20 protein-coding genes are annotated in these 18,180 nt (G+C 36.0%); 2 read left to right on the top strand and 18 right to left on the bottom strand.

Annotation, left to right across the window (positions count from 1 at the left end; all coding sequences use genetic code 11):
• Window positions 1-168: 168 nt before the first annotated feature.
• The 9 genes from OL234_RS02805 to OL234_RS02765 form a co-directional block, all read right to left on the bottom strand.
• Window positions 169-1,464, bottom strand: coding sequence for a cell division protein FtsQ/DivIB (locus OL234_RS02805; RefSeq protein ID WP_275469659.1), 1,296 nt, complete (start codon window positions 1,462-1,464; stop codon window positions 169-171).
• Window positions 1,465-1,479: 15 nt separating this feature from the next.
• Entirely contained in the window at window positions 1,480-2,574 is a 1,095-nt protein-coding gene (gene murG / locus OL234_RS02800; RefSeq protein ID WP_275470099.1) for an undecaprenyldiphospho-muramoylpentapeptide beta-N-acetylglucosaminyltransferase, read from the bottom strand.
• 5 nt (window positions 2,575-2,579) lie between these two features.
• Entirely contained in the window at window positions 2,580-3,953 is a 1,374-nt protein-coding gene (gene murD / locus OL234_RS02795) for a UDP-N-acetylmuramoyl-L-alanine--D-glutamate ligase (protein WP_275469658.1), read from the bottom strand.
• Window positions 3,954-3,971: 18 nt separating this feature from the next.
• The gene (gene mraY, locus OL234_RS02790; RefSeq protein WP_275469657.1) at window positions 3,972-4,937 is read right to left on the bottom strand and encodes a phospho-N-acetylmuramoyl-pentapeptide-transferase; all 966 of its coding nucleotides are present in this window, start codon (window positions 4,935-4,937) and stop codon (window positions 3,972-3,974) included.
• A 49-nt stretch (window positions 4,938-4,986) separates the two neighbouring features.
• Window positions 4,987-6,930, bottom strand: coding sequence for a peptidoglycan D,D-transpeptidase FtsI family protein (locus tag OL234_RS02785; protein ID WP_275469656.1), 1,944 nt, complete (start codon window positions 6,928-6,930; stop codon window positions 4,987-4,989).
• Window positions 6,927-7,304: a cell division protein FtsL gene (gene ftsL, locus OL234_RS02780; protein ID WP_275469655.1), complete on the bottom strand. Its 378-nt coding sequence runs from the start codon at window positions 7,302-7,304 to the stop codon at window positions 6,927-6,929. Before ftsL ends, OL234_RS02785 begins: the two co-directional genes overlap by 4 nt.
• Window positions 7,297-8,274, bottom strand: coding sequence for a 16S rRNA (cytosine(1402)-N(4))-methyltransferase RsmH (gene rsmH / locus OL234_RS02775; RefSeq protein WP_275469654.1), 978 nt, complete (start codon window positions 8,272-8,274; stop codon window positions 7,297-7,299). Before rsmH ends, ftsL begins: the two co-directional genes overlap by 8 nt.
• 24 nt (window positions 8,275-8,298) lie before the next feature.
• Entirely contained in the window at window positions 8,299-8,730 is a 432-nt protein-coding gene (gene mraZ / locus OL234_RS02770) for a division/cell wall cluster transcriptional repressor MraZ (RefSeq protein ID WP_275469653.1), read from the bottom strand.
• A 143-nt stretch (window positions 8,731-8,873) separates the two neighbouring features.
• Entirely contained in the window at window positions 8,874-9,242 is a 369-nt protein-coding gene (locus tag OL234_RS02765) for a DUF3397 domain-containing protein (protein WP_275469652.1), read from the bottom strand.
• A gap of 252 nt (window positions 9,243-9,494) precedes the next feature.
• On the opposite strand from OL234_RS02765, the gene OL234_RS02760 reads away from it, so the two are divergent.
• Window positions 9,495-10,451 (top strand): magnesium transporter CorA family protein, encoded by a 957-nt coding sequence (locus OL234_RS02760; RefSeq protein ID WP_275469651.1) that lies wholly within the window; start codon window positions 9,495-9,497, stop codon window positions 10,449-10,451.
• Between the two features lie 87 nt (window positions 10,452-10,538).
• Entirely contained in the window at window positions 10,539-10,652 is a 114-nt protein-coding gene (locus OL234_RS02755; protein WP_275469650.1) for a DUF4044 domain-containing protein, read from the top strand.
• 35 nt (window positions 10,653-10,687) lie between these two features.
• On the opposite strand, the gene recN is transcribed toward OL234_RS02755, so the two are convergent.
• From recN to OL234_RS02710, 9 genes are all read right to left on the bottom strand, one after another.
• Window positions 10,688-12,367 (bottom strand): DNA repair protein RecN, encoded by a 1,680-nt coding sequence (gene recN, locus OL234_RS02750; RefSeq protein WP_275469649.1) that lies wholly within the window; start codon window positions 12,365-12,367, stop codon window positions 10,688-10,690.
• Window positions 12,368-12,378: 11 nt separating this feature from the next.
• Complete coding sequence (locus OL234_RS02745) at window positions 12,379-12,834, bottom strand: arginine repressor (RefSeq protein WP_275469648.1); 456 nt, start codon at window positions 12,832-12,834, stop codon at window positions 12,379-12,381.
• Between the two features lie 22 nt (window positions 12,835-12,856).
• Window positions 12,857-13,693: a TlyA family RNA methyltransferase gene (locus OL234_RS02740; RefSeq protein WP_275469647.1), complete on the bottom strand. Its 837-nt coding sequence runs from the start codon at window positions 13,691-13,693 to the stop codon at window positions 12,857-12,859.
• A 19-nt stretch (window positions 13,694-13,712) separates the two neighbouring features.
• Window positions 13,713-14,606 (bottom strand): polyprenyl synthetase family protein, encoded by an 894-nt coding sequence (locus OL234_RS02735; protein WP_275469646.1) that lies wholly within the window; start codon window positions 14,604-14,606, stop codon window positions 13,713-13,715.
• Between the two features lie 2 nt (window positions 14,607-14,608).
• Window positions 14,609-14,839 carry an exodeoxyribonuclease VII small subunit gene (locus OL234_RS02730; RefSeq protein ID WP_275469645.1) on the bottom strand — a complete coding sequence of 77 codons (231 nt, stop codon included), beginning with the start codon at window positions 14,837-14,839 and terminating at the stop codon, window positions 14,609-14,611.
• Between the two features lies 1 nt (window position 14,840).
• On the bottom strand, window positions 14,841-16,187 hold the full coding sequence (gene xseA, locus OL234_RS02725) for an exodeoxyribonuclease VII large subunit (protein WP_275469644.1): 1,347 nt from the start codon (window positions 16,185-16,187) through the stop codon (window positions 14,841-14,843).
• 9 nt (window positions 16,188-16,196) lie between these two features.
• Window positions 16,197-17,036 carry a bifunctional methylenetetrahydrofolate dehydrogenase/methenyltetrahydrofolate cyclohydrolase FolD gene (folD, locus tag OL234_RS02720; protein ID WP_275469643.1) on the bottom strand — a complete coding sequence of 280 codons (840 nt, stop codon included), beginning with the start codon at window positions 17,034-17,036 and terminating at the stop codon, window positions 16,197-16,199.
• A 134-nt stretch (window positions 17,037-17,170) separates the two neighbouring features.
• Window positions 17,171-17,620: a transcription antitermination factor NusB gene (gene nusB, locus OL234_RS02715; RefSeq protein ID WP_275469642.1), complete on the bottom strand. Its 450-nt coding sequence runs from the start codon at window positions 17,618-17,620 to the stop codon at window positions 17,171-17,173.
• Complete coding sequence (locus tag OL234_RS02710) at window positions 17,613-18,014, bottom strand: Asp23/Gls24 family envelope stress response protein (RefSeq protein ID WP_437184433.1); 402 nt, start codon at window positions 18,012-18,014, stop codon at window positions 17,613-17,615. Before OL234_RS02710 ends, nusB begins: the two co-directional genes overlap by 8 nt.
• Window positions 18,015-18,180 lie beyond the last annotated feature (166 nt).

Raw genomic sequence — 18,180 nt, 5'->3', positions numbered from 1 at the left:
CTTCATATAATTCTACCATAAAAAATCCTGTTACCAAAGAACAATAAATTAGAATTACTCACTTTTTGGATATTTTTTACATTCTGTCCTTAATATTAATCAAGCTATCACTCTTTTGCAAGTATGACCCCTTTTTTAACATTATTAATTCTTTTATTATACAAACTTTTAAAATTCTTCAGGTTGCCATTCCTGAGGTGCAGGCATTTCCTGATCATCATTATTCTCCGGAGGAAGAATTTCACCTTGTTCCTCTGTTGGTAAGTCACCTTCTTCAATAGTTTCTTCCTTAGATTCTTCTTTAGGTTCTTTTTTACGAATAACACCGGGAATTTCTGTTTTGTCTTCGGTCATATTTTGATCTTTTTTAGTGTCACTTTCCTCTAGGGATAGGTCATCACTAGCCAGTGAGTCATCTGTTTTAGCTGTGTCATCAGTGCTTTTATCAGAAATTATTTTTTCAACTTTTTCACGTTCAATTGATTCGAAACTTCTTGAAAAAACCCCCGCTTCCATATCAATTACTCCTTTTTCTTCCATTTCGGCAGAAATTTGTGGGTAATAATTTAACTTTTGAAAATAATCCTTTGTAGAGGCTAAAACTTCATTGCCATCTTTCATGTATAATGTCATCAGATATGGATTACTCTTTGAAGGTGTCGCATGTATCTCTTTAATCATATCATTGACCTTTTTATCAATCTTATGATAATTTTTGACAAAACTATCTAAACTCTTTCCTTTTTTAAAGTCAATCAAAATTGGAAAACTATTATTTGGATTAACTTCTCTTTCTTGAATGATATCGCCATTTTCTAATACTGGAAAAAGTTGATTATCTACCCTTTGATAGGCTACTTCTTTATATTCTTTTACAATAACTTTCAAATTATTAATTCCACTTAACTTAATCTTAGCTTGATGAATTTGTGGGTTATTTTTTTTGATTGAATTAGGCAGTGTTTTATCGGAATAAACTGCCCAAATATGATCATCTTTAGTTACTTTAATAGCTTCAGCTACTCGCTCATTAGACACTTTATCATTGCCAACTACTTCTACTTTATTTAGTTTACTAAGAGGTGATACATAATAAATCATCCCTGCTGCTGTAATACCAAAAAAACTCAGAATAGCTATCAAACGTTTGGTTAGTCTTTTTTTTCGATTTTCTTTCATACGAGGTAACTTATCTGCATATGAGATCGATTTAGGTAACTCTTTGATAGCATCTTTATCTCGAGTAAAAAAAGCTGTTTTTTTCAAAGAGGTTTTCTCTGCTGTTTCATCAAGCTCATCTTCTTGACTTGAGTCGACTTGATTTGAGTCCTCTGTACTTTCACCATTTTCATCTAACAAACCTAAATATTTTTTATTCTCTTTTTGCCACGGTGTTAGTGGCTTTTCTATTGTGTCATCTTTTGGGGTTGTGTCTTTCTTATTATCATCTTGCGACATTTTCATCCCCACCTCCTAATACTAAGACATAATGGTTGAAACTACTGTCAATAATCTATCCGTAGCATCAGGTATTCCTTGTTGGCGTGATGCTTCTGACATCACAGCTAAGCTTGCCTTATCTAATAATATGTTATCTAAAGCCGCTACTAGATGAGTGCCATCTAAATCACAGTCTTTTAATAAACTAGCAGCCCCTACATTAACTAGACTCATCGCATTTTTAGTTTGATGATCATTTGTCACATTAGGACTTGGGATTAAGATAGAAGGCAAACCTAATGCTGTCAACTCCGCAATGGTTGTTGCCCCTGCTCGACTCACTACCAAATCGACATTTTTCAGAACGTCTTCCATATTACTAATATAAGGTTGTAAGGCTATATTTTGGCAATCAGAGAAATTAGTTTTTAATTCATTAGCAATCTCTTCATAATAACGCTCACCTGTTGCAAAAAGAATTTGATAATCACGAGAAGCTAATTCTGCCAAACTATCTTTCATCGCACTACTCAATTTTAAAGCGCCTTGGCTCCCGCCAAAAATTAAAGCCGTTGTTTTTACTGGATCTAACCCATATGTTTTTAAAATATCTGATTTCTCAACAGTTGCTACTTCTTGAGCACGTGGATTTCCTGTTATTTCAACTTTTTGACTTGGAAAATACTCAGCTGCTTCTGGAAAACAAATAGCAATTTTATCCACATACTTAGCTAAAAATTTATTTGTAACGCCAGGTACGCTATTTTGTTCATGGATAACTGTTGGAACCCCTTGTTTATGTGCACTGTAAACAACAGCTGCCGAAACATAGCCACCAGTTCCTAATACGACATCTGGCTTAAACTCTTTAATAATTTTTTTCGAATCACGAACACTTTTTAGAAATAAATAAACAGTTTTAAAATTTTCTAAAGACAATGATCGACGAAAACCTTGAATTTCAATCGTTTTAAATGGAATATTCGCTTCGGGAACAATTTTACTTTCCAAGCCACGCTCTGTTCCTACATATAAAAATTCAGCAGTCGGATGTTGCTCTCTTAAATGTTTAACTAAAGATACAGCCGGGTAGATATGTCCCCCTGTACCACCACCTGATACTAATACTCTCATAGTCATTACTCACTCTTACCTTTTATTTTTTTGACTTCTTCTTTAAATACATTACCACGTATTTCAAAGTTTTTATATTGGTCCCAACTTGCACAAGCAGGTGATAATAAAATTGCATCTCCTTTAGTACTCATTGGAACAGCTTCAGAAACTGCTTCTTCTAAGGTATTAACTACCTTAATATTAGTGATGTTAGAAACATCTGCCGCTTCTTTTAATTTATATTTGCTTTCGCCATATAGCACGATTCCTTTTAAACCTTTAATACTTGGGACTAATTCATCAAAATCATTGCCTCGGTCTAACCCACCCGCTAATAAAATAGTTTTAGAATTATCAAAACCACTTAAAGCTTTTTCAGTTGCCAAAATATTAGTCGCTTTCGAGTCATTATAATACTTACAACCTTCAATCTCTGTAACGAACTCTGTGCGATGTTCAACACCGCCAAAATGTTGCAAGGCCGTTTTTATAGTCTCATTAGATATGTTAAACTGTTTTGCTACCAAAATAGCAGCTAGGGCATTTTCGATATTATGCTCACCCGGCACTCCCAGTTCAGTAGTAGTCATAATCTTGTCACCTAAATAATAAATAGTATCCTCTGCTACGTAAGCACTCGCACTTTCTTCTTGACTAGTTGAAAAGTAAAGAACTTGAGCTTTTGTTGTTCTAGCTAACTCTTTTAACTCTGGTTGATTACCGTTTACTATTAAAATATCTTCTTTCGTCATGTTTTGTTGCATAGCCCACTTGGCATTGACGTATTCGTCTCGTGAACTATGATAATCTAAATGAGCTTCATAGATATTTGTAATAACACCAATATGTGGTTTAAACGCTCTAACTCCCATCAATTGAAAACTAGATAATTCTGTTACTAAAACATCTTCTGCTTGAGCATTTTGAGCAATCGTACTTGCTGGTGCACCAATGTTTCCTGCTAGTAATGCTGTCCCTTTTTCTAAACCAGCTGTTAAAATGTCACCAATCATTGTCGTTGTCGTTGTTTTGCCATTTGTTCCTGTAATACCAACAATTGTCGCCTCCGCTATTTGATAGGCCAACTCTACTTCCGTGATAATCGGAATATTTTTTTCAATTGCTTTTTCGAGAATAGGATTAGAATAAGGAATTCCTGGGTTTTTAACAACCAAGGTAAACTCCTCATCTAACAATTCAACTGGATGACCTCCAGCGACGACGCGAATCCCCATAGATAGTAACTCCTGTGCTTCTGGATTTTCATCAAAGTCTTTTCCATCATTAACTGTTACTAGAGCTCCCAATTGGTGCAATAAACGTGCTGCGCTCATGCCACTTCTTGCTAATCCTAACACTAAAATCTTTTCGTTTTCATACATCGCCACTTTTTTCATCCTATAAATTCTCCTTAATTAATATAAAATCATTAAAGTAATTACTGACATCAATAATCCTATTATCCAAAAAACAATATCAATTTTCCACTCTGACCAACCTGACATTTCAAAATGATGGTGAATGGGACTCATCTTAAATATGCGTTTCCCAGTTAGTTTAAATGATGTTACTTGCATCATGACACTTAATGTTTCAATAATATAAACTAAACCAATTAACAATAATGTCCATTCTTGATGTAGTAAAATTGAGATTGCTGCTAACATGCCACCTAAAGCTAGGGAACCAACATCTCCCATGAAAATTTTGGCTGGTTTTTTATTGAATAAAAAGAAACCTAATAAGCCGCCAAATGTTGCTAAACAAACTAATAAGACATCATATTGTTTTTGATTCCATGCAATAATAGCATATGTTCCAAATGAAATCATGCCCAAACCTGCAACTAATCCATCTAACCCATCTGTTAAATTAACTGCATTAGAAAAACCAACTAACCAGATTAATAAAAACAAACCATACAAGATACCTAGATTAATATCTCCGAATCCAGGAATCATGATTGAGTTTGGAAATCCTTGCATACGGTAAACCGCATAAAATACCAGACCTCCCACAATTTGTCCAATTAATTTTTGTTTAGAATTCAAACCCATGTTACGTTTTTTGAAGATTTTGATAAAATCATCTAAAAATCCTAACATCCCATACAACACTAAGATAAACAAAATAATCGCTAACGATGCGGTCATTTGTTTTTGCCAAACACCAAAAATAAGTGAGGTTAGAACTGTCCCAACTAAGAAAACAGTACCTCCCATCGTTGGTGTTCCTGCTTTGTTATTGTGCCAAGTTGGGCCATCTTCTCTAATTGATTGTCCGTGTTTTTTCATTTGGAAATAACCAATGAATAACGGCATCAATGATACTGTAATTGCAAAACTAAGTGCAATCGGTAAAAATACTTTCGTCCATTCCATTATCATAATCTCCTATATATTATACTTATTTATTACCTATAGTTACTACCTATTTATCACTTTGTTTTTTTGCTTCACGCGCCTTCGCTTCAGCAATCTCTTGTGCCTCTTCATCTTTACGATCTTGAGCGGCCGATTTTTTTTGATTTTTAGCATCAAAATCTAAAGCCCGTTTCAACAAGGGGTTAGAAATGTTGCTAATTAATTCTTCAGCCTGTACCCCTACTGGTGGGCGACGTAAAGTCACGTACATAATGTATTCAGGATCTTCTGCTGGCGCAACTTGTACGACAGAGTACAGGTACTGATTTTCTAAATAACTACCTGTATTATTATCAAAAATTTGAGCCGTACCAGTTTTAGCTGCTACATGATAACCATCAATTTTATAGAAATTTTTACCTGTTCCGTATCGCTCATCTTCAGTAATATCTATCATCATTTCTAGAACCTTGTTGGCCGTATCTTTCTTGATTGGTTTCCCTACTATTTCTTTTTTTTGACGCTTAGCCTTACCATCAGTATCAACTACTTTGTCAATGAAGCGTGGTTTAATCATTTCTCCTTCGTTGGTAATGGCTGTGTAAGCTTGTAGCATTTGAAATGGTGTGACTGAAATAGCTTGTCCATAAGCTGACATCGCTCTATCAACTGTTGTTTCATCCTGGAGTGTTCCTACGTTTTCTCCTCTTAAACCAGAATTGGTTGTTTTGACAAAACCAAATTGTTTAATATAATCCAGCCAACGCATATCCATTGCTTGTTGCAAATGAACCATTCCGACGTTACTTGACCAAGCAAGGGCTTGGCGATAAGTGATGGTCCCAATACCTTCTGGCATATGGTCATTAATAAGAGCATCTCCTACTCTAATCCCACCTGTTTCAAACGTTGCATTTTCATTAAACACACCTAGTTCAATCGCAGCAGCCACTGTAAAAGGCTTCATTGTAGAACCTGGTTCAAACGGCATCTCAACTAATAAATTCTGCCATTGTGGTGTGTCTACATCAACCAAACCCTCTAAAGTTTCTGGATTAAACCCTGGTCGCTGAGAGGCTGCTAAAATTTTACCAGTTTTAGCCTCCATTAAGGTGGCTGTAATATCTTCTGGACCGTAAGTGTCATAGGTTTCTGTCATCAGGTCTTCCAAACGAGACTGTAACCCACTATCTAAGGTTGTATAAATATCTTTACCATCAACTGCTTCTTTTTCAACTATAACGCTCCCTGGCAAAGGATTTTGCTGACGATCTTTTTGATAACGTATCTTACCATTTTGACCTTTTAATTCCTTATTAAAAGCATACTCTATTCCCATTTGTCCTGTAAGACCTTTGGACTCATCTTCTTTATCTGCCAAGTTAGCATACCCTATTAAATAGGGAGAAAAGACCCCATTTGGATATAATCTTGCCGGATGTTCTGTGAAATAGATACCTTTAATATCTTTTTTTTCAAAGGCTTTTTCAATTTTATTTTTTGTTTCTAATGAAATATTACGCCCTTTGAATTCAACTTGAGTAATGAGATTCCCCTGTTTATTCTTCTTAGGTTTCAAACGTTCTAAAATATCTTTTTCTTCTAAATCGGTATACTTACTTAAAATTTTAGCAATTGACTTTTTATTTTTAGGTTCAACATAAAGTTTTTCACGCTCTTTTGTGTCAGGATCCATTATACCGAGATAATTTTTATCTAAAATGGCATATAAAGAATAAGAAGTAGCGTCCTCAGCTATCACGAGTCCGTTACGATCATAGATCGTTCCCCGCTTTGCTTGAACTACGCTACTGCCCTGATATATTTCCTGCGTTTGAGTACCCAGTGAGGTTTCCCCCACTTTACCTACTCCTACAATATATATAAAGCGAAAAATAAAAATAGAAAAAACTAAAACCGCAGTCCCAAAGAATACTACACCCGTTAGTCTGCGATTTTCTTTAGGACTCAATGTTTTATTTTTACATAATTCTATTAACTTCTTAATCATTTTTCAACATTCCTTACATTGTCATCATTTACTTCCATGCCCGCTGTTTCGGCTAAACCTTTTAAGCGTGAGGCACGTGACAACTCACTTCTTTCTTGATCTAACTTATTAACTTTATCCAACTTGTCATTAACACCTACTTGGATAACCGAAATCTCCTCAACTAATTGAGAGGTTTCAACTGTCAATTTAACCGTCATGATTGCTAGTAAAATGAAAATACCCACGCTAACTAGCATAATGTTTTTTTCTAACTTAGAAATGCTCTTTAATTTAGTATGGGGAAACTCGATCACCTTAGGGGCTACTTTCTCTTTTGGCAGTGACTGATCTCTGTCAAGTTGAGATGTATCATACTTTTTTAACTCAGGCATCACTCATCCCTCCCCCAGTTAATTGGTTTTTTTCAGCTACTCGTAATTTAGAACTACGTGCTCGATTATTTTCAATTAACTCTTCTTCACTTGGTAGAATAGGTTTGCGATTTACTAAACTTAATATCGGTTTAAACTCATCTGGTATAACTGGCAAACCGGGTGGTGTGTCCTTAGGCTGACTAAGCTCTTTAAAAATCACTTTAACAATACGATCCTCTAGAGAATGGAAGGTAATTACGCTAATTCTGCCTCCAGGTATCAAAAGGTCTATCGCTTGTTCTAAGGACTCCTCCACTACTGCCAACTCATCGTTAACAGCAATTCTAATTGCTTGGAAGACACGTTTCGCTGGATGTCCACCTTTTCGACGAGCTGGGGCTGGAATCGCGGATTTGATAATTTCTACCAACTCACTTGTCGTTTCAATCGGCTGAACTTCGCGCTGTCTCTCAATCGCACGAGCCACTTGCTTAGAAAATTTTTCCTCTCCATAACGGAAAAATATCTTAACTAACTCATGATACTCGTACTCATTTACTAAGTCACGAGCTGAAAAACTTGCCTCTTGGTCCATTCTCATATCTAAAGGTGCATCTTGATGATAACTAAAACCACGTTCCGCCTCGTCTAATTGGGGCGATGACACGCCTAAATCATAGAGTATCCCATCAACTTGATAAATGCCAATGGCTTCTAATTCAGATTTTAAATATCTAAAATTAGATTTGATAAACGTTACCATTCCTTTTTCAACATACGAAGCAAGTTTCACTCTCGCATGGTCAATAGCCACCTGGTCTTGATCAAAAGCATAAAGATGACCTTCCTCATTCAATTGTGATAGTAGGTATTCACTATGTCCTGCACCACCTAATGTGCAATCAACATAGACCCCATTAGGTTTTATATTTAATTTATCAACTGTTTCTTTTAATAATACTGTAGTATGACGAAATTCTTCAGTCATCTCGATATATCCTCTCATTCTAGTCTAAAAACCAAAATCTACCATTGTTTCAGCTAATTCATCAAAATTTTCTTCAGCAGTAAGTGAATACTCCTGCCATCTATCTTGACTCCAAATCTCAATCCTGTCTGAAACACCAATCACGACACATTCTTTTAATAAAGAGGCGTGATTTCGTAGTGTACTTGGGATGTTAATTCGACCTTGTTTATCTAATTCACACTCAGTAGCGGCGGAATAAAAAAAACGGACAAATGTCCTGGCCTCTTTCTTAGCTAACGGCATCTCTTTTAATTTTTCTTCTAGTTTTTTCCATTCATTTAAGTGGTAGCCAAACAAACAACCATCCATTCCACGAGTCACAACAAACTTATTTCCTAACTCTTCGCGGAATTTTGAAGGCACAATTAAACGACCCTTTGAGTCGATATTATGTCTATATTCTCCCATTAACATCGACAAGTGCTCCTTCTACCCACATAGTACTTTAAGTCTACCACATTCACCCACTTTCTACCACAGTCCTTATGATTTTTTTAACAAAAAGATTGACAAAAAAAAAACAACTTTTTCATTATAGAAAAAATTGTTTTTTTAAATTATAGGTAACTAAAAACACTTAAGATAATTAAGATTAAATGGGCCAAAAGCATGACTAAAAATATAATACGCCAAAAAGTTTTAAAAAAACGTTCATATTGGATATCTCCATAATAATAAGCATGACTTAATGATACACCCACACCCATCAATAATATTATGATGATTACATAGGGTACAGCTGATTTTTGGTAGGTATCTACTGAAATCACATGAATACTCATTAATAAAAATGGAGTTGCTAAATCAGTTGCAATAATACTGTGACGTTTAAAAAATGGAACAGTTTGAACAATAAAGTTGCACGCTGTCAATAAAACAATTGGAAAAATATACCATAGCACTAACATAATTGATATCAACTTCACGTGTCATCCTCCTTACTTAAAATACCAGTCCAACCTTATCACTTGTCAACACACCCCATTGACAATAAGACGCTGGGAGGCACAAATTAGTTTGGTGGATCTTTGATAAATTTTCTAGTTCTAGCATATCACAATTACTTTTTAGATTATACTAAATTTCAACAGCTTTTCAAGTTAAAAGTTGCGACTAAATGAATCTTTGTGTAAACTTTACGGTAACAGACATTTTTCAAATGAAAGGACTTCCAACCCATGATTCAATATTTGACCCTAACGCCCGACAACCAAATAACTGAAGTTGCAACTGTCGATCAAGCAACCTGGTTACATGTAGAAAACCCAACTAGTAGCGAGATTACGAGACTTTCTCAGCACTATAATTTTCCACAAGATTATCTCACTGCTGTTCTAGACAATCAAGAAATCTCTCGTTATGAAACGCCTAAACAAAGTGAATTAGTAACACCTCTTTTATTATTACTACAATATCCACACCAAACTCTAAGCCCTAGCGGCTTTAGACAAATCCAAGCTTTACCATTTAGTATGATCGTTACACCCGATATCCTGATTACAAGTTGTAAAGAAGACTTAGATTTTCTACCACATATCGAGCATGGCCAACGTCTTAACTCTAACCTTACAAATGAAACAGAAAAGATAACAACTCAGCTAGCTTGGCTCTTCTCTGACTTATTTAACTATCACTTAAAATCAATTCGCATTGAGACGGATCGATTGGAAAGTGAGCTTCAATTATCGACCGAAAACAAACAGCTTTTTGAACTAATGGATATGCAGAAAAGTTTGATCTACTTCAACTCAGCCTTGGATCAAAATCTCAATGTTTTACAAAAAGTTTATGAATCTAATTTGATTATGACTTCAAAAGACAGTTTAACCGTGGTCTTCGATATTATTATCGAAACCAAACAAGCTTTAGCCTCTGTAAAAATTCAAACTGAACTATTAGCACAACTAGGAAATATTTTCTCTGCCATTGTGTCTAATAATATGAATATCGTGATGAAAGTTTTAACAGTCATCACAATTATTTTAACTATTCCAACCATTATCGGTGGGATCTACGGTATGAATGTCGCTCTGCCTTTTTCAAATGATCAACATGCTTTTTGGTGGCTATTATTAGCTATTGGTTTATTGAGTCTCTTTACAGTTTGGATTTTAAAAAAGAAAAAATTTTTTTAACAAACCTTGCTTTAAGTAAGCCACTCGGTGTAAACTTGAGTGGTTATCTTTATTCCATTATTATTTAGATAAAGGAGTTGTTTTCCTATGTATGATAAAAAACCAAGTACGTTTTCAAAAATTACAAAAGTAGTAGTCTGGGTTATGCTGATTTCAATTATCGGTTCTGCCGTAATTGGTGGCGTCATGATGCTATTTTAAAAATAAAAGCAGTCGTCTACGAAAGACGACTGCTTTTATTTTTTGGCTAACGCCAAAAGTTCTTTGGCATGTTCAATTGTTAACGGTGTAATTTCATCTCCAGCTAACATTCGCCCTACTTCCAAGACTCGCTCGTCATGTGTTAATAAATACAGTGACGTTTCTGTACGCTCCCCTACAATATTTTTTTCAATATAATATTGTGTATCAGCTACAGCTGCTACCTGAGGGAGATGGGTAATACATAAAACTTGCGAACGCTGTGAAATTTGATGAATTTTATTAGCAATGGCTTGTGCCACTCTACCACTAACTCCTGTATCTACCTCATCAAAGACAATACTAGTCATTCCATGTAATTGTGAAAAAATAGTTTTAAGCGCCAACATCACTCGAGATAATTCGCCTCCTGAGGCAACTTTAACTAAGGGTTTTAGTGGCTCTCCTGGATTTGTCGTGATATAAAATTCAACACTATCTTGTCCACTTTCTTGATAGATTGGATTATCAGATTCAAAAAAGCGAACTTCAAACAGCGTCTTTTCAAGATAAAGTTCTGCTAACTCTTTTAAAATAGCTTCCTCCAATTTGCGGGCAACTTTTTTTCGTTCAAGACTTAATTCATCCGCCGCTTTAATTAAGGCCGTTTCCAATGTCGCTAATTCTTTTTCCAATTGCTCATTTTGTTGCTCGAATTGGGTTGAGGCTAATAATTCTTCATTAATCTCCTGCCAATAACTGAGGATTTGTTCTTCCGACTCCCCATACTTACGCTTAAGTTGACGAATCACATCCAAACGCGTTTCAATTTCATCTAAACGTCCCTCATCGACTTCTAAAGCATCCACACAACGCAATGCCTCATTAGCGACTTCTTGCAATTGGTAATAACTATTTTTAATAGTTTCCGAAATATCTGAATATTCTGTTGCTAAATTTTCAATATCCATCATTTCATTCATAGCAAATCCGACACCATCTAAACTACTTGTTTCACCGCCTGATAAAGCATCGTAAGTATTATTCAACGCTGCCATCACTTTATGATAATTAGCCAAACGCTGACGCTCTTCTTTTAATTCGCTTTCTTCCCCAATTCTTAAATCTGCTGATTCGATTTCTTGTGATTGAAAAGTAAGCATATCTAGTCGCTGAGCAAACTCCTTTTCATTCGTTTGCTTATTTTTAACACGTTTTAAAGTTTTTTTATAGGATTGATAAATTTGTTTATAGGTTTCTTTTAAGTTTGGCAACTGGTCAGAGGCGTATTGATCTAGCAAATTTAAATGATGGTCAGCTTGCATTAATTCTTGATGCTCATTTTGACCGTGAATGTCGACTAAATACGTACCAATTTCACGTAAAACTGTTGTATTGACCAAGCGGCCATTTACTCGACAAACATTTTTACCACTTTGATTTATTTCACGCGAAATGATCACCGTACCATCGGTTAAATCAATTGAAAGTTCTTCCAATAGTAGTGGTAACTTATTAGCTTTACCTACTATAAACTGTCCTTCTAATAAACATTTAGTAGCGCCTTGCCTAATATAATCAGTAGACCCTCTGCCACCCATCAAAAGACCAACCGCATCAATAATGATCGATTTTCCAGCGCCGGTCTCTCCGGTAAGTGTCGTCATCCCCTCACCAAATGAAACTTGTAGCGACGAAATAATCGCAAAATTTTCAATTGCTAATTCTTGTAACAAAAAAACACCTCTTATCCATAAGTCAGCGCTTGAAGATTTTGCCAAACCTCTTTTGCACTTTCTTCCAATTTAAAAATCATTAAAACTTTATCATCTGTGGTGATTAAGGTAAATAATTTCTTATCATAAACTTTTTCCACTGAAATACCTAAAGCATGCGCGCTTCCAGGAACTGTTCTCAAAGAAACATACTTATCCATAGTGTCAAAATCAAGCACCACATCTTGTACCATCTTTTTCAACCTTTTCTGATCAGCTTCTCCCGATTGAGCCAAAATACTATAATAAAACGTGCCATCTTCATTACTTACTTTTATCAACTGCATCTCTTTAATATCTCGGGATATGGTCGCTTGTGTTACTTCTACACCCTTGTCATTTAATAACTCAACAAATTCTTCTTGTTTTTGTATGCGATGTTCTTTCAGTAATTGTCTAATTAATCGCTGGCGCTCTATCTTTTTCATTTTGACCTCCTCAATTTTAAAGCTATTTGTTCTTCACTTTTAATTCAGAATGAGCCTGCTCCACAATGTCGGATGCCCAAGATTCAATCTCTCTAACTGCCGAACCACCTTGGTCTAAACCTGGCCATTTTAAATAAGCTAAAAACTCAATATTTCCTTCGCCACCTTTAATCGGTGAATAATCTAAACCAGTAACTTCGTATCCTTCGGATACCATAAAGTGCAACATCTCTTCTAAAACAAAACGATGAGTACTTTTTTCTCTAATGACCCCATTTTTACCTACTAAGTCTTTGCCAGCCTCAAATTGTGGTTTAATTAAAGCAACTACTTCACCATTTGATTTCAAAATTTGTTTTAACACAGGTAAAATTAAACGCAGGGAAATAAAAGAAACATCAATAGAAGCAATATCTGGTAAGCCTTGTTCGAAATCTTCTGGTTTTGAGTATCTAAAATTAGTTCTCTCCATCACAACCACACGCTCATCTTGTCTTAACTTCCAAGCCAATTGATTATACCCAACATCTAAGGCATAGCTCATTTTTGCCCCATGTTGCAATGCCACATCAGTAAACCCACCTGTTGATGAGCCAATGTCTAATAGAATTTTATCTGTCATGTCAATCTCATAAACTTTTAAAGCTTTCTCTAATTTTAAGCCTCCACGTGAGACATATCTTAACCCTTCACCTTTTAAGTGCAACACTGTTTCTACAGAAACTTTCTCACCTGGTTTATCCATACGTAAATTATTTTCATCATAAACTAAACCTGCCATAACGGCACGTTTTGCCTTTTCTCTTGTTTCACTTAATCCTTGATTATATACAAGGACATCTACACGTTCTTTTTTCATTGGTCTCTTCTTTCGTCTCTTAAACCATTAAGGTTTCGATTAATTGTTCCAACAGACTAACTTCCATTGGTTTCCCGATTATTTTCTTCACTTCATCTAACGCGGCAATAGCTTTAGTATAATGCTCTTGTAACGCTGTTTGAGCGCCCTTTACCCCTAACAACGAAGTGTAGGTACTTTTATTCAACGTCGCATCCATTCCTGTTTTTTTGCCAATCAGCGCCTCATCACCTAATACATCAAGTAAGTCGTCTTTTATCTGGAAGGCTATTCCAAAATTCTCAGCAAAGAGTCCCATCTCAATAAAAATATGTTCATCAACCTTTGCTAAATAACTCCCAGCTTCCACAGCAAACTTGATTAACGCACCAGTCTTACGTCGGTGGACACTTTGCAATTCATCCAAACTCAAAGGGCGTTCTTCCCCTTCGATATCAGCTACTTGTCCACCAATCATACCTGCTGATCCGGCAGCTAAGGTTAGTTGTTTCATCAACCAAACCTTACTTTCATTATCCAATTCACTATCACTAACTAGATATAGCGCCTCATTTAACAAAGCATCTCCTGCTAAAATCGCCAATCCTTCTCCAAACACAATATGATTAGTTGGTTGACCACGTCTTAAGTCATCATTGTCCATAGCCGGTAAATCATCGTGTATTAACGAATACGTATGAATCATTTCTAATGCTGCAGCCAGTTGATAATGCCCTTTTTCAATTTTATGATCAAAGAATGCTAAAGTTGCCAATAATAATAACGGTCTCAACCTTTTACCACCAGCTATCACTGAGTAGCGCATACTTTCACGCAAACTGTCTTCACTAGCAAGTACTTGAATAGTCTCAAGCATCTCTTCATTAATCAAGGGTAAGTGATGTGACGAAAAACTTTTTAAGTCAATAGTCATCTCTAATCAGCACCCTCATCAAATACGATTTCTTCGTTATTTTCTGTCATAATCTTAGTCAATGTCGTCTCGGCTTTTGAGAGAGTTTCTTGACAAACCTTACTCAACTCAATCCCTGTTTGAAACTGCTCTAAAGCTTTTTCCAAAGGGACATCTCCTTGTTCTAACTCACGTACAATTTGTTCTAAAGCTGACATTGATTCTTCAAATGTCATTTCTGTTTTTTTTACCATCTTATTTTTCACCTTCACTTAATCTGATTTCTTGTACTGTTACATCCACCTGACCATCGTTAAAATGAATGGTCATCTCATCTTTATTTTTTAAATCCTCAGCTTTTGCCACTAGAGTTTCTGCTTGCGTGACATAAGTATAACCGCGTCCCATTGTTTTTAGAGGGCTCAGTATATCTAAAGACTGAACTAACTGTCCAAAATGTTGTTGCTTGTTTTTAAGTAACTGTTGACTGACTTGTTTAAATTGTTGTTCGATATTCTTTAGTCGCTGTTGCTCAGCTGCTAAACGGTGTCCTGGATGAGACAGATTCAATTGAGCAAGTAGACGCATGTAATCATCCTTCTTCAACAAGACAGCTTGGTGGCTACTTTGTTGAAAACGCCTTGTCAATAAATCTAATTTTATCGTAAAGCCCTCATATAATCTTTCGGGCTGAGTAAAGACAAAAGAAGACATGGTATGTTTTAAACGAGCTTGTTGTTGCTCTAATAAATAAGAATAACTTTTAATTAAACGATTTTCCTTCTCTTTAATCTTAAGTAATTCGTCACTTAGCACAGGTACTGCTAACTCTGCTGCTGCTGTAGGGGTGGCAGCTCTGACATCGGCTACTAAATCAGCTATGGTCACATCGGTCTCGTGTCCAACTGAGGAAATAACAGGAATAGTCAAACCCGCTATCGCTCTAGCAACTATTTCTTCATTGAACGGCCACAAATCTTCAATTGAGCCACCTCCCCGAGCGACTATGACTGTATCAAAATTTTGACATGCTTCGATTCGCGTAAGGTTGCGACAAATATCAGCAGCTGCCTTATCCCCTTGCACGAGGGTTGGAAATAGCACTAACTCAGCAATCGGATAACGCCTTTGAAGAGTCGTCATAATGTCACGAATAACTGCTCCACTTGGACTAGTCACCACTGCAATCCTTTGAGGATAGCGACTTAGTTCTTTTTTAGGTGCTGTAAATAAACCTTCTTTAGATAACTTGCCTTTTAACTCCTCTAAAGCTTGATACAAAGCACCCACGCCATCTGGTTCCATATGCTCGATATAAATCTGATAATTACCGCTTGCTTCATATAAAGACACACGACCTACAACCAAAACTTTCATGCCTTCTTTAGGTTGAAACTTAAGTTTTTGGAAAGCACCTTTGAACATAATCGCTGAAATTTTAGCTTGATCATCTTTTAAACTAAAATACTGATGGGCATTGGGCCGTGGTCTGAAATTAGAAATCTCGCCTGTTAAATAAACACGGTCTAAATGAGGATCCGCTTCAAATTTACGTTTTAAATATTTAGTTAGAGCTGTGATTGTTAAGTAATTTTTTGACACAATTTGACCTCACTTATCTTTTTTTCGGGCATTTGAAATGGTTTGTTCCATTAACATTGTGATAGTCATCGGGCCCACACCACCTGGAACAGGCGTGATTAAACTAGCCACTTCTTGAGCTGTTTCAAACTCAACATCCCCAATTAATTTCCCTTCAGCGGTGTGATTCATCCCAACATCAACTACCACGGCTCCTGGTTTAATGTGATCGGCTTTTATAAAATGACCTCGACCAATTGCCACGATTAAAATATCAGCTTGACGAGTTATTTCTTTCAAGTTAACCGTTTTAGAGTGAGTAACAGTCACTGTTGCATCTTCTCGTAACAATAAATGCATCATTGGCTTGCCAACAATATTACTACGTCCGACTACCACTGCCTGTTTACCCGCCATTTCAACACCTGATGCTTGTAACATTTTGATGATACCGTAAGGCGTACATGGCAATAAGCCTGGTTGTCCCGTTAATAACTTCCCGACATTTAGTGGATGAAACCCATCTACATCTTTATCAGGGTCTATCGCCAATAAGACACGTTGCTCATCGATATGTTCTGGCAAAGGTAATTGCACTAAAATACCATGAAACTGCTCATCTTGATTATATTGGGCAATTAAGCTCAATAAGTCCTCTTCTGTTGTTGTCTCCGGCAAACGTTCAATCTTTGAATTAATCCCAATTTTTTCTGCTGTACGTTCTTTATTTCTAACGTAAGTTTGGCTTGCCTTATTTTCTCCAACAATGATGACCACTAAACCAGGTTTTACTGTCATAGCTGAAACTTCGGCTGCCATTTCCAATTGCATCTCATCCGCTAACTTACGACCGCTAATTTTATTTCCCATTTAGAACGCCCCTCTTTCAATTAAATTCATTGCTTTTATTCTAGCATAAAACGCTAACCCACGAAAGTTCACACACGAATATCTTAGTTCTTTTCTCTTAATCAGGCCAAATAAAAAAACTCAGAGAAATAAGACTATTTCTCTGAATCTTCTTTAGCAATAATATTTGATAATACACCATTAACAAATTTACGTGACTCATCATCACTGTATTTTTTAGTCAGCTCTAATGCTTCATTAAGCGCAACTTTTGCAGGTACTTGCTCTACATATTTGATTTCATAAACAGCTAAACGTAAAATAATCAAATCTGGTTTGGCAATTCGGTTTAGTGTCCATTTTTTTAAATTAGCTTTAATCAGCTCATCTAATTCAGCTTTGTGATTACATACACCTGTTACTAAAACATCTAAGTAACCAGGAACAAACATCTCGCCATCTTCGCTTACAACCTCTGCATTATTATAGGCTAAGGCATATTCGATTGCTTCTGCTTTATTTACCTCACCATCAAAATCAAATGGGTATAAGGCTTGTAACGCTTTTTCTCTTATCTCGTGTCGAGTTAATTCCACTCTATTCATCCTCTTCTACATCAAATAATTCGTCAATTTTTGGGTTTTCTGTTTTTTCAGGAACAACTCCTACGACATGAATGTTAACCTCTGAAAGGTTAATATCAGTCATATATAAAACTTGTTGTTTTACTTTTTCTTGCATATCAAGCGCAACTTTTGGAACAGCTACACCATAATTCAAGTAACAATAAAGATCCACTCTTAAGCCGTCTTCTTCATTCTTCAAGTAAACACCTTTGCTATGTGCCGTACGTCCTAACAACTGGTTGACGTTAGAAGCCAAATCACCGCGCATACCATAGACACCCTCAACTTTTGATGCCGCAATCCCAATGATCACTTCGATCACTTCTGGTGCAATGACGATTTCTCCACCAGGGGTTGTTTGATTGTTATTAATTACAAATGTCTCTTCTGTCAACTGGTATCCCCCCTTTACTTAGACGCTCATCTCTAAAAACTAATTTGTTAGCTTGAGGTTTTATCGAACAACTAGTTCATACTAATTGCCTGCGTCCACTAAATGTGCTCCTTGTTAGTTTATCACTAAATGCCCCAACTTGTCA

This window comes from Vagococcus intermedius, assembly GCF_029144185.1.
Lineage (GTDB): Bacteria > Bacillota > Bacilli > Lactobacillales > Vagococcaceae > Vagococcus_D > Vagococcus_D intermedius.
Note: the sequence above shows the minus strand (reverse complement) of the source record. Positions and strands in the feature narration are given on the sequence as shown.